This window comes from Candidatus Planktophila sp. (genome assembly GCF_044232745.1).
GTDB lineage: Bacteria > Actinomycetota > Actinomycetes > Nanopelagicales > Nanopelagicaceae > Planktophila.
The window spans coordinates 73,710-90,771 of sequence record NZ_JBIILI010000002.1 but is presented as its reverse complement, the minus strand read 5'-3'; the positions used below and the strand labels follow the sequence as shown (position 1 = coordinate 90,771).

The following is a 17,062-nucleotide window of genomic DNA, read 5'->3' as shown; positions in this document are numbered from 1 at the left end:
CCTGCTGTCCCAAAGCCAGCGCCCAGGACAGAAAATCGTTATCTATTTGCCCTGACTGCGCTAAATTCTATGAGTACGGTTTGTCCATGCAGGTCCAAGATAGTGAACTCGCTCATCAGTTCAAGGGTGAGAGCCCTATACGCACTTTGCGATACATGCTCAGTGGGCAGCGAAAAAACATTGCCTTAGCTGTCGTATTTTTCTCTATCAAGCATTCCCCTGCTTGGTTGATTCCACTATTTACTGCAAATTTGATTGACATAGTTGTCCAGAAGAAATCAACCACAGACTTTGCTCTTAATTCGGCAGCTTTAATTATTGTCGTTGCACAAAACTTTCCAACCAACCTTTTATATGTGCGATTTTTAACTACCGCAATTAGAGACACTGAAAATAGATTGCGTTCGGCGCTCGTTGTTCGAATGCAGCAATTAAGTATTGGTTACTACCAAAAAACTAATGCCGGAGCCTTGCAAACAAAGGTGGTTCGCGATGTTGAAAATATTGAACAAATGTTGCGCCACATGTCAGATGGTGGGTTAGCCGCCTTAAACGGTTTAATTGGCGCAATAGTCGTCACCGCTATCAGGGTGCCTAACTTTTTAATCTTTTTTATTCTTGTTGCGCCCATCGCTTCAATAACCATTATCAGGCTTCGCAAATCACTCAATGAATACAACGAAGATTTCCGCAGTCAAATCGAGAAAATGTCATCTCGTGTCAATGAAATGACAACTCTGCTGACAGTTACTCGCGCACATGGCTTAGAACGTCGCGCAGTTGGACGGATGAAAGATTCCTTTGCCTCTGTGCAAGTGGCGGGTTTAAAACTTGATCGAATCAATGGTCGCTTTAATGCTGCAGCCTGGGTCACTTTTCAGCTTGCCAACGTTTTCTGCTTAATTCTTTCCGCATACTTTGCGCTGAATAATAAATTTGGGATCTCCGCAGGTGATGTTGTTCTGCTGACATCTAACTTCGGAATGCTCATTGGCTCGATTATCTTGCTGGCCAGCCTTGCTCCAGCTATTTCCAAAGGTTTCGCTTCCATTACCTCTTTGGGTGAAGTGCTGGAGTCACCAGATCTTGAGGTTAATGATGGTAAAAAGAGCGTTGATTCAGTAGCTGGCGTTGTTGAATTTTCGGCAGTTAATTTCACATACCCAACTAATCACAAGCCTTCCTTGTCAGACATTTCATTTTCGGCAGCACCCGGAAAAATGATCGCACTTGTTGGGCCATCGGGTTCGGGAAAATCAACACTCATTAACTTAGTCATCGGCTTCTTGCGACCTACTCAAGGAACGATTCGGATAGATGGTGCCGACTATAAAAATCTTGACCTACGTACTGTCAGAAAATTCCTGTCAGTTGTTCCACAAGAATCTGTTTTGTTTGATGGAACCATCGCCGAAAACATCTCGTATGGCCTAAGCGATGTCAGCTCTGTTGAAATCGAAGCTGCGTTGCGTGATGCGAATGCTTGGGATTTTGTCCAAGCCTTTGATGACGGAGTCGACACAATTGTTGGCGAACGAGGCGCTCGGCTAAGTGGTGGCCAAAAACAGCGGCTGGCAATTGCTCGAGCGTTGATTAGAAACCCCAGAATTTTGATTCTAGATGAGGCTACTTCAGCCCTAGATTCAGAATCTGAAAAATTGATTCAGGATGCACTGTCTCGGCTGATGAAAGATCGCACAACATTTGTCGTGGCGCACCGGCTTTCGACGGTTCAGGAAGCTGATCAGATTCTAGTTTTGGATGAAGGCAGAATCGTTGAGTCCGGAACACATAGCGAATTACTAACCCACCAAGGCGTTTATCGACGTCTTTACGATGCGCAGTCCTTTATTCAGTAATCCAAAATGACTAGAAACCTAGAAATGAAGTGGAGTAATCATGTTAGTTGGGGCAAGTAGAGATGTACTTGAAAAGCTGCAGGTGCCTTTAACTAAGTCTGCTGACTTCGAAAAATTTTGGAGCACTACCTTAGATACCTGTCTGCCACAGACAACCCCACCTGTGTTAGTTGATCATTCAACACCAATGAAACATGTTGCTGTTAAAGATGTAACTGTTGCAGGCTTCAATGGTGACCCAATAAAAGGCTGGTTCCTTGCCTTAAAAAACGCTGATGCACAAACGCCATGCATTGTTATGTACGACGGATACGGCGGCGGTCGAGGCCTCCCCCACGAATGGTTGTTCTGGGTCAATGTTGGCTATCGCGTACTTGTTATGGACACTCGCGGACAGGGTGGCGGATTTAGATTAAGTGACACCGCCGATGGCGCATATCCACGCGCTTCACAAACTCCTGGCTTTATGACTTCTGGCATCCTCAACAAAGATGATTATTACTATCGTCGAGTTTTTGTTGATGCGGTCGCATTTGTAAATGCTGCTCAACAAATGCCAGGTGTAGATCCTGATCGAATTATTGTGGCTGGGGGCAGCCAAGGTGGTGGAATTTCGCTAGCTGCTGCAGCTCTATCCAAAAAAGTTTTTGCTGCTATGCCTGATGTTCCTTTTTTATGTAACTACAAAAAAGCAACTGAAATGGTTGATACATATCCGTATCACGAAATTACGCTGTACTGCAGAATTCATCGTGACAAGGTGGCACAGGTGTTTGAAACACTGTCATATTTTGATTGCATGAATCTTGTGACCATGGCGAATTCTCCAGCTTTAATTTCTATAGGAATGCATGATCCTGTCTGCCCACCTGACACTATTTTTGCGATGCGCAATCACTATGCAGGGCCTGTAACGACTGAAATTTATGAATACAACACACATGAGGGCGGAAGTGTTGCCCATCAATTGGTTCAGGCACAGTGGCTTTCGGCGCTACTAGAAAAGAGTAAGTAAATGATTAATGCTGATGAAAATTTAGGCTATGGCTTCAATGCGCAATGGGCATATTCCAGAGGACACATGCCTGCTGCACTACCGGCAGATACCCGCATGCTCGACTTTATGGCTAAGTACGATTTTAAATTCTTAAGACTTCCGACTGATTACAGGTTTTGGATTGATGACCTAGAAGGTCCTATTCACGAGAGTTTTTTGAAGTTAATCGATTCTTATGTACATGAGTCCGTCTCTCGTGGAATTCATATCAGTCTTAATCTGCATCGGGCGCCTGGTTATTGCATCAATGGCTGGGAACAAGAAAGTACAAATCTGTGGGCAGATGAAGCACCGCAAAAAACCTTTCATCGCTTATGGGAAGCCGTTGCGGAGCGATACAAAGGTAAATACCTGGATTTAATGAGTTTTGATTTAGTCAACGAACCTCCCGCAGTTGGGCAGCGAGGTTTCACTCGAGATATTCATCAAAAAGTAATTCGTTCTGTCACACATGCTATTCATGCAATTGATCCCGAAAGAACAGTTGTTATCAATGGTTTAGCTGGTGGGCATTTGGCGATGCCAGAACTTGCTGATTTAAATGTTGTTCATAGCGGTCGCGGATATCAACCAATGTTAGTCAGCCATTACAAAGCTGAATGGTGGGATGGCAGCAAAGGGATGCCGGTGCCAACGTATCCATGTGATTACGAAGGTACGCATTGGAATCGAGATTCGCTGTGGGATTTTTACGCCCCGTGGCGCGAAGTTCAAGCAATGGGCAGACCGGTACACATCGGTGAATTTGGTTGTTACAAATACACCGATAACGCTGTAGCACTTGCTTGGTTTAAAGATCTCTTTGATATCTATCGCGAATCCAAATGGGGCTACTCATTGTGGGAGTTTGATGGAAACTTTGGAATTGCTAACCACGGCCGTCCCGGGGTTAAGTATGAAAACTTCGAAGGACTCAATATTGATCGAGCGCTCTTAGAGTTAATGTTGGAAAGTCGCGCATAAGCCACGCCGGTATCGCTTGACAACGATGGAACAAAATGGAAATCTCCGCATATCGAAAAGGGAGCAGTTATGAAACGCTGGCAGATCATCGCACCACTTGCAATTGCATCAGTTGTATCAATTGCATATTTCACTGCCGGTCCACGTGTGCCCATGGATGGCGACAACACATCAGCTCTTGCCATCAGCGAACAAGAGTCTGAAGATAAACTAGAAGAAGTTAAGGGCGGCTTTGGCTCTGACATCGATCTTGGCAATGGTTTGATCTTAAATGTGTCTGATCCTGAAGTTTTCAAGGCTAAGGACTTTGCCGCTCTCGGCGTCGATGGACGACCACTGATCATGAGTATAAAAATCAGTAATACAGGCTCAAAAGAGGCTGATTTAGCATCATTTTCAATTATTCAAAGCGCCTTTGAATCCGATGCGACGCTGTCATGTTTTGATGTTTTTGAGGAAGCATCCGGAGTTGCCGGCTTGCCCATGGAAACAATTATTGCGCCAGGCAAATCTCTGGAATTCAAGTGGGCAATCGTGTGTCCAACCGTTGCCGGCGATAAGTTGTACCTGACCTTTAGCGCTACGGGTGAAGAGCAGGTCACCCTAGAAAGTACGGTCAAGTAAGCACGCTGTTTCTGCTTGTACTACCTATCGCGTAATTGCCGCATTCATGTCCTAAGCAGACAGGAAATGTCCCGAAAGACTTTTCAATCGTTACCTAACTGTGCCTATGTTTATTCTTGACAACGCTGTCATTTCCAAGAAATCTACCCTCTAAGGCGCAGCGAGAGCCGCTTGCGCTTCTACAAAGGAGTAATACGTGAAGCGTTTAGGAGCGATAGCTGTAGCTATCACCATGATCGCCGGGGTTGTTTTAACTGCCCCTGCAAACGCTGCGGCTAAGCAAACATTGACCGTTTGGGCAACCGGCGGAGATGCAGATGCTGCGGTAATGAAGGCAGCTGGAAAAGCATTTGAGGATGCTAACCCAGGTGTAACTGTGAAGGTAGAAGCAATCTCATGGGGCGATGGTTATGCAAAGGTTCTTGCAGCCGCCGCAGCAAAGAAGGGTCCAGATGTTTTCACTGGGGGTCTTTCATGGGGTATCTCTGCAGGAGACAAGGGAGCGTTAGCTGACCTTCGTACTCTCGGAGTTGCAAGCTACGTACAACCAAAGGTGCCATCACAGATTTACAAGGCACTTGTTGGATACAAGTCAACTAAGGTCTATGCAGTTCCATTCGACCTTACATTGATGATGATGTTCTACGACAAGACAACTTTGTCAAAGGCTGGAATCACAGCTGCGCCAAAGACAATTACTGATTTCAACGCAGCAGCAGACAAGCTAAAGGCGGCTGGCGTTGCAACACCTGTTTACAACGAATGGGGAAATGCTGACTGGCTTGGCTTCTTCTCCTGGTTGTACTCATCAGGTGGAACTTTGTACGACGCACAGTGCAAGGTAACAATCAATAACGCTAAGGGTGTTGCAGCTCTAACTCAGTACAAGAAGTTGTACACAGATTACAGCGCACCAAAGCCTGGCGTTGCTGACTGGAGCATGAACGACAACATCAAGCAAGGTAAGTATGGAATCGGCTTCTCTGGAAACTTCCAGGCAAGCAGCTACTACACCTACTACAAGGATTACAAGAACTGGTCAGTCGCACCAGTTCCTGCAGCAGCAGGATCTAAGAGCGTTGCATTCATTGGTGGACGTGGAATCTCAATCATGGGATACGCAAAGCCAGCACAGCAAAAGCTTGCAGCTTCATTCATCAAGACACTGTACGACCGCAGCGTTGTACGTCAGATGAACCTTGTTGGTGCAGCACAGAATGCAATCTTCTTGTCACCAGTTATCAGCAACGCAGACACAATCGATGCGTACCCAGCTGATGTATTGGCAACAATCAAGAGTCAGTTGAAGGATGCACAAGGTCCTCCAAACTGTAAGGGATGGGAAGATTCACAAGCCGGTGTAACAACTGCGCTTCAGAACTTCCTATTCGGTTCTGCAACAGCAAAGGCTGCACTAGATGAAGCCGCTGCTGTCATGAAGTCCAAGCTCTAAAACTAAAAGAGCGATTCAAGGGAAGACAGTGGATGGGGTTCACACCCCATCCACTGTCACTTAAAAGATTGGTTAATCAATGTTAAAGAGCATCAAGGCAACAGAGGGTGGAGTCACTCGCAAAACTGGATTTAGAAGATTCAGCGATGTGGGTATCTCGACCTATTTGATGCTCTCTCCTTTTGCCCTGTTGTTTCTTGTATTTAGCGTTTATCCAGTACTTGCTAGTTTGCGCTTATCGTTTATGCGCTACAACGCCATCTGTAATCCAGATCAGAGCCCGTGTGGCAGCGTTGGTTTCGGCAACTACACAACTTTAATTTTTGAAGATGCTCGTTTTCATAAGGCGCTAGCCAACACCGCACTGTACGTAATTGGTGCAGTGATTTTGGGAATGATTGCCTCACTTTCTTTAGCTTTATCTTTGCAAGAGGATTCACGAGCAAACCGCGTTTTACGCGTGATCTTCTTTTTGCCGTCCGTTACTTCTGGAATTGCGGTTGTCCTAGTTTGGGGCTGGGTCTTCCGAGGTGATGGTGTCGGTTTGTTAAATGCCATGCTGAGCCTTTTAGATGTTGCGCCAATCGAATGGCTAGCAACAACCTGGATGGCAATTCCGATTTTGATTTTTATGTCCATCTGGGGTGGCGCTGGCTTCGGAATGATTCTTTTCCTTGCTGGTCTCAATTCAATTCCGGCCATGTATTACGAGGCTGCAGTAATTGATGGCGCTGGTCCCAAGCAACGTTTCCGATACATCACCTTGCCTTTGCTGCGTCCGGTGATGGTTTATGTGGCAATAACCGGAATCATCGGTGCTTTCCAAATCTTTGAAGGCGTTTACCTGTTGTTCCCAACAAGTGTTGGATCAATTGGTGGCTTGCAGGATATGGCGTTGATGATTGTTCCTTACCTATATGACGCCGGCTTTAACAAATTCCGGCTTGGGTACGCCTCTGCGATCGCCTGGATTCTCTTTGCAATCATCTTTGTAGTCAGCATGATTAATCTGAAACTGACCCGTTCATTGGAGGACCTCAAGTGAGCGCCGTGCTGACAAAGTCAGAGATCAAACGCAACGATAAGTTGATGGAGCGCAGCGGCTCCTTCAAGAATCCATTCGAACACAAATCGCGCTCGGCAAAATTGCGTAGACTTCCGCTCTACATTTTAACGATCGTAATGATCGCGCCGTATTACTGGATGATTACCTCATCCCTAAAATCGGTAGAAGAGCTTCAAGTTGTTCCACCAACCTTGTTCCCTAAAAAGTTAATTTGGGGAAATTATTACGACGTTAATTTTGATCCATTGAACTATCAGCAAGATGTAATGCAGGGTTTGTTCCAGCGTTATCCAGATTTACAGTTCGGTTTCTTTAGATTCATGATGAATAGCTTTTTCGTCAATATCTCCATCACCTGCTTGACTCTAATAATCGGTTCTTTAGCAGCATACGTTGTCAGCAAGCATCGTTTCAAGGGTAAAAAAGCTATTTATCTCGTCATTATTGGTTCGATGATGATTCCTTGGCAGGTTGGATTAATCCCAGGATTCTTACTGATGGATCAATTTGGCTGGCTTAACACTTTCTGGGCTTACATTGTTCCGGCTCTTCCCAAAGCCTTCATAGTTTTCTTCTTGACGCAGTACTTATCGTCGATTCCAGATGAGCTAGTTGAAGCGGCCCGTATCGATGGTGCTTCTGAATTTACGATTTACTACAGGATTATTCTTCCGTTACTAAAGCCAGCCCTAATCGCGATGATGATCTTTACGGCAATTGGTGAATGGAATAACTTCTTGTGGCCGTTGATCATTACAACCAGTCAAGATATGGCTACCTTGCCGGTGGCTTTGGCTAACCTGAGAAACTCTGGCGCAGGAAATATTGGTACACAAGGCGTAATTATGGGTGCTTCCTTGATTACAAGTATCCCAACTATTGCCTTGTTCTTTGCCACTCAAAAGCACTTCATTCGCGGAATTGCACTGTCTGGATTGAAGTGATTCATCGCAATGTATAAGAAATCAATTACTTCCCTACTGGCTTTCCTCTGCCTAAGTTTCTTGATTGCGCCTTTGCCCCTGCATGCAAACACTGGTGCAACCGTAAAAACAGTGTCAGCTGGTTCAAAAATCATGCCAGTTATCGTTGGAGTTTATGGCTTGCCGACTGTTTCTAATCCGTTTGATTCCTCACAGATTCGAGTTGTAGCAACTATTGCTCGTCCAGATGGCACATCAATTGCTGCTGAAGGTTTTTGGTACCAGGAGTATTCGCTAGTTAACGTAAATGGCCAACGCAGCACAAAAAAGATTGGTGATCCATACTGGCAAGTCTCATTTTCTTCGACAAAGCCAGGTACGTATTCCATAGCGATACAAAGCGAGGTAAACGGAGTTAAACAAGCTCCCGTGACTCACTCGGTTACGACAGATTATGCGACGCAATCAAAGGTTGTAACTTCTGGTAAATCATTTATTCGTGATTCACGTCCTTTTGTTCCAATTGCTTACAACATAGCCTGGGCAAATCGTTTTGAGGAGCTTGAAAAGTACGATCAATGGTTCTCAAAGGCTTCAAAAGCTGGAGTAAATGTTGCTCGTGTGTGGATGGCATCATGGTCATTAGGAATCGAATGGACTGATACCGGTCTTGGTGATTACACAAAGCGTTTGGATCGTGCCTGGATCTTGGATCAAGTCTTTGCCATCGCTGCTAAATATGGTGTTGGAATCAATTTAGTTTTTATCAATCATGGAGCATTCAGTACTACTACTAACCCCGAGTGGTATTCCAACCCATACTACGCAGCCAATGGCGGTCCGATTGCTAATGCCGGGGAGTTTGCAACTAATGAAACTGCCTGGAAATTCTGGGAACGTAGATTGCGTTACATCGTCGCCCGTTATGCCGCTTATCCATCATTGTTTACGTGGGAGTGGTGGAATGAAGTTAATTACACCCCTATTTTGAGCAATGACTTGACCGCATGGATTAAGAAATCTAATGCTGTATTAGATCAGTGGGATCCGTACAACACACTTGTTACTAATTCATGGTCTTCTGCAGCCAGCCTGCAAAATTGGGATGATTTGGATTACGCAGTTACACATGTGTACGACCCATCTGACCCGATCAAATCATTAACTGTGCAGGCAGATGCGCTGCGCGCAGTTGTCCCAAATAAACCAATCCTTGTTGGCGAGATGGGTTCCGGCAGCGTTACAGAGGATCCATTTTCTGATCCCACAGGATTGCATCTTCATAACTCACAATGGGCAGCAACATTTGTTGGTTTTGGCGCTCCAGCCTCTTACTGGTGGTGGGATAACTACATCGACCCACTTGGTTTGTGGCCACATACAACTGGACTTGTGAAACTTATAAAAGATCTAGATGTTGCAAATATGCAAACAACACGTGTTTCTGGAATTCCACTGACTACTTCATTGACGCTTTCAAATGAAAAAGCAACTATCGGCTGGATTCGTCACACCAATTTCGATCGCTCAGCAAAAACTCAATTGATGCTTGAGGCCGCCATACTTTCCTTAAAGACCAAGAAAAAGATTCAAACCGTCTTCCCAACTCCAACCTCTAAAGGTGGCAATCTTGTGGTTCCAGTTTCCAAAGCTGGCTCTTACACAGTTGTTTACATGAACACCTTTACCGGCAAGATTGTTTCTCAGCAAAATGTTACGACGAAAACAACTTCTGTGAGCATTAAGGTTCCTAAATTCACCGGAGACTTGGCCTTTCGCATAGAGGCGGTGCTAAGTTAATGAAGGTGAGCGAGTTGAATTCCCCAAAAGAGATTGATAATCCGTTAGCACATCCAACCTTGGCTGATGTCGCAGCAATTTCTGGCGTAAGTATCAAAACCGCCAGCCGTGTCATGAATGGATCTGAACAAGTTTCACAGGACACCGCTGACAAAGTGAAAAAAGCAGCCAACCTAGTTGGATACCGATCTAATCGAATTGCCCGAGAATTAAGAGTTGGTTCTCTCAGCAATCTGGTTGGAATGATAATTTCAGATTTAGCGAACCCTTTTTATGCCGGTCTTGCAGCTGGAGCTGAAGAACGCTTGAGCGAAGAAGGCCTGGACTTAATTCTTGCAACGGCTAGAGATGATGGCGAGCGAGAGAAGAACCTAATTGAATCACTTCTAGAACGCCGCGTTCGAGGATTAATTATTGTTCCATCTGGCGAGGATTACAGTCACTTACACCAAGAACGTAAACGTGGATTCTCATTTGTCTTTGTGGATCGCCCAGCGCCATATCTTGATGCGGACTCTGTCACTGTAGATAACCGCGGTGGAATCACTTCTTGTTTAGATTACTTACTTGCACAAAACTGCAAGTCAATTGCAATCATTGCCGATACGCCAAGCATTTGGACCGCATCAGAGCGTATAGAGGCCTTTAAGCAAGCGCTCCTTAGCCGCAAGATAGATAGAAAGAATGTTCACATTATTTCCAACGTTCACACTTCGGAAGAAGCTGGATTAGCTACAAAGAAATTATTGAAAGAAAATCCAGAAGTAGATGGAATTATCGCAACGAATGATTTGATTGCGATGGGCGTTGGACAGACAATTAACGCCTCAAAGGCAACGGTCAACGTGGTTAGCTTCGACGTTTTTCCTACAGCGAATTTATTGAACATCCCAACCCTTGATCACGATCCACAGCGATTGGGAAGAATGTCTGCAGAGTTGCTACTGAAGCGCTTTGAAAACCCAACAGATCGAGCATTTTCAACTCAAATCATGAAAGTTTCAATGAGAGACACTGAAACGGATGGCGGCAAGCGGCGATGAGTAAATTTGCAGTTGGTATTGATGTTGGTGCCACAAAGGTAGCTATCGCAACTATTGGTGAAGACTTTTCTGTGCACCAAAAGCAAGAGGTGCTGACGTTTGCGGGTAGTGGTGACGAGCTGTGGGCCAGTATCGAAGAGGTGATTTCAGAATTCATAAAAACAGAGTCGGGATCATTGCTAGGTATTGGTGTTGGAGCTGCTGGACCAATTGATGTTCCCAACGGAACCTTAAGCCCTGTCAATATTCCTATTTGGCGAGATTTCCCAATTGTTAGCAGATTAAATGATTTAACTGGGGGTTCTAAAGTTACTTTGCACGGTGATGCCCTAGCTCTGGCACATGCCGAACACATTTTGGGAGCCGGTCGAGGTTTGCAAAATATGTTGGGAATGGTTGTCTCAACCGGAGTTGGTGGAGGATTAATTCTTGATGGAAAAGTCTTCACTGGGGAATCTGGAAATTCCTGCTACATCGGACATCACTCAATTAATTTCGAAGGACGCATGTGTGCCTGCGGCCGAAAAGGTTGTGTAGAAGCCTATTCAAGTGGACCACAAATGGTTGCTATTGCACGCGAAAATGGCTGGGCTAGCAACTTAGATTCCTTTATTGATTTGGCCCAAGCTGCACGCGAAGGAAACGCAATTGCAATTGATGCGATTTCTCAAGGAACACGCGCACTGGCCATCGGTATTGTGAACTTTGTCGGAACCCTTGATATCAACCATGTAGTAATTGGTGGCGGGGTTGCACAGGCTGGTGAAATTTTCTGGGGACCACTCCAGAAGCACATTGAAACCGAATCAAAGGCGATTGGGTTCCTTAAAAACATCCAACTACAAAAAGCTGAACTGGATAGAGATGCTGGTGTTCTAGGCGCAGCTCTTGCAGTTCTGAGTTAGGAACACATGGAACTCGAAAAATCAGAACGTCCTTGGGGTCGTTACGAAGTCTTACAAGAAGCAACGGGCCACAAGGTCAAGTGCATCTGGGTCACACCTGGCAAGAGATTGTCGTACCAACGTCATCAAAAGCGTGCAGAGCACTGGTTTATTGTTCAGGGAACCGCTCTTGTAACCATTGATGGCCAAGATCGCACCTTGGGACCAGGAGCAACAGTTGATTTTGCAATCGGTGTTTTGCACAGAATTGCAAACATCGGTAATGATGACGTTGTTTTCGTCGAAGTCCAAACAGGATCATACTTCGGTGAAGATGACATCGAACGCGTCGAAGATGATTTTGGTCGATAGCCATGAACTCATCACGCGAAATTAAGACTGACTGGACTCTAAAGCTTTCACCACGACCAGATGCCTGGGATATCGAACCTGTTAAAGATGGACACAACGCTTGGCGTAATGATCCAACAAAATTTGTTCGCAAAGAACTTCCTACTTCATTTAAGGCAACTGTGCCGGGATGTATTCATACAGATCTGATTGCTGCCGGTTTCATCGATGATATTTCCATCAATGGAAAAGAGCAGGATCAATTCTGGATTTGGAAAACCGATAGCCTCTACTCAACAACAATTCCACAGGATACAACTGCTGGCCATAAAGATTTAATCTTTAAAGGTTTAGACACGATTGCAACTATTTCCATTAATGGGTCTGTTCGTTTGACCACCAAGAATATGCATCGTTCGTACCGACTAGATATTACGCAAGAAATATCAAAGGGCGATGTTGTACTGGAGATTGCCTTTAAAGCACCGCTTACTGATGCCGAAGAACATGTTGCAGAGTTAGGGCTATATCCCCGTCCATATGACATGCCATATAACTATCAGCGAAAGATGGCCTGTAGTTATGGCTGGGATTGGGGTCCCATCACAGTTTCTTCAGGTATTTGGAAGCCAATTGAGCTTCATTCTTGGAATGTTGCATATGTAGATCACCTGGCGATTGTTCCGACTGTTGAAAATGGAGTTCCAGCCTTTGATCTGAATGTTCCGGTAAAAGGTGAAACTCGTTCACTAACAGCAGTTGTTCGAGTACTGCCAGCTAGCGGCGGAGCTGCAATTGTGGAGCAAAAAGTGAGCATACATGGCTCACAATTTGCCGAACGGATCCAAGTTCCGGATGCAAAGATTTGGCATCCTCGTGGTCGAGGCGAACAACCGTTGTACACCGTTGAGTTTGAGTTGCTCGACGCAGCTGGTCAGCTGCTAGAAACCCAAAGCAAGCGCGTAGGTTTTAGAAAAGTCGAATTAGATTCATCAGCCATTAGCGATAGCAAGAATCTTTTTGCAATCAAGGTCAATGGCGAACGCCTTTGGATTCGCGGTGCTAACTGGATTCCTGATGACCCGTTCCCTACTAGAGTCACAAAAGAGCGCTACCAACAAAGAATCAAAGATATGTTGGAAGTAAACATTAATGGAATTAGAGTTTGGGGTGGCGGAATCTATGAATCCGAGCACTTCTACAATTTCTGTGATGAAGAAGGAATTGTTGTTTGGCAAGATTTTCTTTTTGCCTGTGCTGCATATCCTGAGACACCAGAAATGTTTGAGGAAGTCGCCGCAGAAGTTGATGAAAATGTTCGCAGACTGTCATCCCACCCAAGTTTAGTTATCTGGTGTGGCGGCAATGAATGTCTAGAAGGTTTTCAATACTGGGGCTGGCAGCCAGATCTTGCTGGTCGTCCTTGGGGTGAAACTTTCTACCGTCAGACAATTCCAAACACCTTAAAGACAATTGATAATTCACGTCCATATATTCCTGGATCACCTTTCTCAACTCATAGCGATGATGTTCGCAGTTTTGATTCTGGTACTAATCACATTTGGGATGTCTGGAATGAAACCGGATACGAGCGCTACGAGCAGTACAGCCCTTCCTTTGCTGCAGAGTTTGGATTTAACGGCCCTGGCTCGTGGTCAATGCTGACCCGAGCAATCGGTAGTGATGATCTGGATTCAACAACAGCTGAAGTTGCGTACTACCAGCGGGCATTTGATGGAATGACAAAGATTGCATCAGGACTTTCACGCGAGTTTGCCAATCCCCCAACTGCAGGCCATGCCTGGTACTTCGCTGCCGCGTTGGATCAAGCCCGCGCTGTAGAGATTGGTTTAAAGCACTTTAGAAGCCTGTACGAGACCTGTTCTGGCTCAATTCTGTGGCAGTTCAATGACATGTGGCCAGCGATTAGCTGGGCTGTCCTGGACCACACTGGATTTAGAAAACTTGCTTGGCATGCGATGAAGGCTGCGTATCGCCCACGAACTCTAATTGTTGGCCGAGTAGATCAGGGTGCACAGATCACCTTGCTAAACGATCATCCAGATCCTTGGAAGCCACGTGTTGAGGTTTTCTTAATCAATCACGTTGGTACCGTCATTAACAAGCATCTGCTGGAAGTTGAATTAGATCGCTACGGAGTTTTCAGAACACCAGCAACCGAAATCTTCCCTGAAATTGCAGCAGGAGATTTTGAAGGATTCATTCTTGCATCCTGCCCTGAAGTTCGGGTTTCTCGTCGCACAACTTTAAAGCCAGCTGCGGCGGCACCAGCACATGATCTTGAATACTTTGCCGAAATGGTTGACGGAAAATTGACGGTAGATGTAACTGCCAAAACTTATGTTCACGAACTGTCGATTCTTCCAGAAATTATTGCACTAGGAACCCAGATTGATTCGCAAAATGTTTCGCTGCTGCCTGGTGAAAACCATGTCTTCACGATTACTGGTAACGCGCAGGATCTAGCAAAGATTCAAAAATCCGTAGAATCGATCTTGTGGTCACATAACAGAATCGTTAATGGCTGATGAATATCGTCATTAGTGATGTAGGTGCCAAGAATGACGGCATTTTCAACAATGCCTTAATTATCAATGAAGCTATTGACTCTGTGCATAAATCTGGCGGTGGCAAGGTAATCATCCCAAGTGGAGGAATCTATCTTTCCGGCAGTATTGCGCTAAAAGCCAATGTGGATCTGTACCTAGAATCAGGTGCAACTCTGCGAGCAAGTAGTGACTACAACGACTACACCGCAAACCACAACATAAAGACCCTAACTAATGGGACTGTTGATGAGTTTGTACTGCCTCAACGTGCATTCATTAGCGCTTTTAAGGCTCATAACGCCCGTATTTCAGGTCATGGCACTATCGACGGTAACGCTGATGGGTTCATTGCCGAACGCGGTCAATACATCCATAAAATGCGTGGACCTGTTGGCGGTAAAGATCAATACCTAGAACGCCCCTTTGCCATCTTCATGATCGAGTGCACAAACTTGACCATAAGAGATGTTGTAATCAAGGATCCAGCATTCTGGGCGGTCCGCACTACTGGATGTAACGAGCTTCTGATTGATGGCATTCGAATCCTTACCGATTTGATGGTTCCTAACGCCGATGGGGTCGACATTGATCGCTGTCAAAATGTTCGAATTGTTAACTGTGAATTTGTCACAGCAGATGACTGCATTTCCTTGAAATCATGTTCGCAAACAGCCCAGTACGGCGATGTGGCCAATATCCTGATCTCAAACTGCATCATGACATCTACATCAGGTGCGATTACCTTGGGCACAGAATCTGTTGGCGATATCAAAAATGTTTTGGTTAACAACTGCATTATTAAAGATTCACACAGAGGGTTTGCAGTTAGAGCACGAGAAGGCGGAACAATTTCAAATGTGCGCTTCTCGAACTCAATAGTTCATACCCGCACCTTCAGCGATATATGGTGGGGACATGGCGAAGCGCTACATGTGACTGCGTTTTCTTGGGATGATCCAGCAAAGGGTACCGATGGCAATATCGAACGTACCTATGAAGGCTTTGTGCGAGACATTACCTTTGAAAACATCACCTGCCACACCGAGGCCGGAATCCTAAATTACGCAGCACACCCCGAACTAATTAAGGGCGTGACCTATCGCAATGTAGAAGTACATATGCAAAAGGAATCAAAATGGGCGCCACGTATTGACCTGCGTCCAAATGCAATCGAGCCAGTAATACATCGCAAGCACAATGCCTTTGAAATTTTTAATTCATCCGACATTAATCTGGATAACTGCACTGTAATTTGGGATCAGGCATCTAGGGCTGAATATGGACAAGCTGTTGTTGAATCTAACTCGGTAAACGTAACCTCAACTAATTTCACTGAACTCACTCGCTGACCCACGATGGCCCCAACGCAGCACCGTAAGGACATCCAGGGGCTGCGCGCACTTGCTGTCTTACTAGTTGTTGCGGGTCACTTGTTCCCAGGGGTCGTAAAGGGCGGCTTTATTGGGGTTGATATTTTCTTTGTGATCTCGGGCTTTGTCATTACCCAGCAGATGCTTAAAAGTTATCTGAACAGTTCTAAGGGATTTCTTATCAACTTCTACGCACGTCGCATCCGACGCATCGTGCCGAGTGCGATTTTGGTAACTCTTGTAACTATCTGGGCTACCAAACTGTTGCTAGGGCCTGTTGCTTCAAATGATGCGACTTTAGATGCCGGTTGGGCGACCATCTTTCTGAGCAATTTTCATTTCCACAACACCGCCTTAGATTATTTTGCGGCCGGAACCGCAGTTTCCCCGCTTCAACATTTTTGGTCGCTATCGATAGAAGAACAGTTCTACCTTGTATGGCCAGCTCTTTTTATACTTTTGTCTGTCAAGTCAATAAGCCTAAAAAGCAAGCAAATGTTACTTGGTGTCGTGATCGCACTTTCATTACTAACAGCGATCTATCAAAGTGTCATTAACGAAAGCGCGCAATTCTTTTCTACTTGGACCAGAATTTGGGAGTTAGCAGCTGGCGCTTTGCTGGCAATAACAGCAAAGACAATACGGATTCCAGGCTTTGTGCTGTATGGATTGGTGACTTTTTTACTAGCATCGGCGTTTATCATTGAGCAAAGTATGCAGTGGCCCCGACTTACAACAATTCCGGTTGTTCTCGCTACCGCAGTTCTGTTACTCAGAAATCCGCGGATGGAAAGTTTTGCTCTTCTTGAAAACAAGGTCATCACATATATCGGTGATCTTTCGTACATCATTTATTTGTGGCACTGGCCAGTCTTAACGATTACAAGAAGCTATTACTCGCGGCTAGGCACACAAGAGGTTCTGCTTGTTATTGCTCTGACCGCCCTGCTATCCGTATTAACCCATCACTTCTTTGAAAACCCGGTTCGCTACTCCCAAACGCTATCTCGCAGACCGAAAATCACAGTTGGCGCTGGAACAATTGCAATTGCAGCAACCGCAACAACCCTATTCTCTGTATACCAAGGATAAGAAAAGA

14 protein-coding genes are annotated in these 17,062 nt (G+C 45.3%); all 14 read left to right on the top strand.

Going from position 1 to position 17,062, the window contains the following annotated elements; all coding sequences use genetic code 11:
* Positions 1-86 precede the first annotated feature (86 nt).
* Positions 87-1,859, top strand: coding sequence for an ABC transporter ATP-binding protein (locus AC9UGD_RS02110; RefSeq protein ID WP_509568867.1), 1,773 nt, complete (start codon positions 87-89; stop codon positions 1,857-1,859).
* 40 nt (positions 1,860-1,899) lie between these two features.
* On the top strand, positions 1,900-2,874 hold the full coding sequence (locus AC9UGD_RS02105) for an acetylxylan esterase (protein WP_509568864.1): 975 nt from the start codon (positions 1,900-1,902) through the stop codon (positions 2,872-2,874).
* Positions 2,875-3,879 (top strand): glycoside hydrolase family 5 protein, encoded by a 1,005-nt coding sequence (locus tag AC9UGD_RS02100; RefSeq protein WP_509568861.1) that lies wholly within the window; start codon positions 2,875-2,877, stop codon positions 3,877-3,879. It begins immediately after the preceding gene.
* Positions 3,880-3,948: 69 nt separating this feature from the next.
* Positions 3,949-4,503: a hypothetical protein gene (locus AC9UGD_RS02095; protein ID WP_509568858.1), complete on the top strand. Its 555-nt coding sequence runs from the start codon at positions 3,949-3,951 to the stop codon at positions 4,501-4,503.
* A 196-nt stretch (positions 4,504-4,699) separates the two neighbouring features.
* Positions 4,700-5,956 (top strand): extracellular solute-binding protein, encoded by a 1,257-nt coding sequence (locus AC9UGD_RS02090; protein WP_509568855.1) that lies wholly within the window; start codon positions 4,700-4,702, stop codon positions 5,954-5,956.
* 79 nt (positions 5,957-6,035) lie between these two features.
* The gene (locus AC9UGD_RS02085; protein WP_509568852.1) at positions 6,036-7,001 is read left to right on the top strand and encodes a carbohydrate ABC transporter permease; all 966 of its coding nucleotides are present in this window, start codon (positions 6,036-6,038) and stop codon (positions 6,999-7,001) included.
* Positions 6,998-7,966, top strand: a complete 969-nt coding sequence (locus AC9UGD_RS02080) for a carbohydrate ABC transporter permease (RefSeq protein WP_509568849.1) — start codon at positions 6,998-7,000, stop codon at positions 7,964-7,966. The genes AC9UGD_RS02085 and AC9UGD_RS02080 overlap by 4 nt, the downstream gene beginning before the upstream one ends.
* Before the next feature lie 60 nt (positions 7,967-8,026).
* Entirely contained in the window at positions 8,027-9,745 is a 1,719-nt protein-coding gene (locus AC9UGD_RS02075) for a hypothetical protein (protein ID WP_509568846.1), read from the top strand.
* Positions 9,745-10,788, top strand: a complete 1,044-nt coding sequence (locus AC9UGD_RS02070) for a LacI family DNA-binding transcriptional regulator (protein WP_509568843.1) — start codon at positions 9,745-9,747, stop codon at positions 10,786-10,788. Before AC9UGD_RS02075 ends, AC9UGD_RS02070 begins: the two co-directional genes overlap by 1 nt.
* A complete protein-coding gene (locus tag AC9UGD_RS02065) occupies positions 10,785-11,693 on the top strand; it encodes an ROK family protein (RefSeq protein ID WP_509568840.1) in 909 nt (302 codons plus the stop codon). Before AC9UGD_RS02070 ends, AC9UGD_RS02065 begins: the two co-directional genes overlap by 4 nt.
* Before the next feature lie 6 nt (positions 11,694-11,699).
* Positions 11,700-12,044: a phosphomannose isomerase type II C-terminal cupin domain gene (locus tag AC9UGD_RS02060; protein ID WP_509568837.1), complete on the top strand. Its 345-nt coding sequence runs from the start codon at positions 11,700-11,702 to the stop codon at positions 12,042-12,044.
* Between the two features lie 2 nt (positions 12,045-12,046).
* The gene (locus tag AC9UGD_RS02055) at positions 12,047-14,572 is read left to right on the top strand and encodes a glycoside hydrolase family 2 protein (RefSeq protein ID WP_509568834.1); all 2,526 of its coding nucleotides are present in this window, start codon (positions 12,047-12,049) and stop codon (positions 14,570-14,572) included.
* Positions 14,572-15,942: a glycoside hydrolase family 28 protein gene (locus tag AC9UGD_RS02050; protein WP_509568831.1), complete on the top strand. Its 1,371-nt coding sequence runs from the start codon at positions 14,572-14,574 to the stop codon at positions 15,940-15,942. The genes AC9UGD_RS02055 and AC9UGD_RS02050 overlap by 1 nt, the downstream gene beginning before the upstream one ends.
* 6 nt (positions 15,943-15,948) lie before the next feature.
* Positions 15,949-17,055 (top strand): acyltransferase family protein, encoded by a 1,107-nt coding sequence (locus tag AC9UGD_RS02045; protein ID WP_509568828.1) that lies wholly within the window; start codon positions 15,949-15,951, stop codon positions 17,053-17,055.
* The last annotated feature ends 7 nt before the right edge of the window (positions 17,056-17,062 follow it).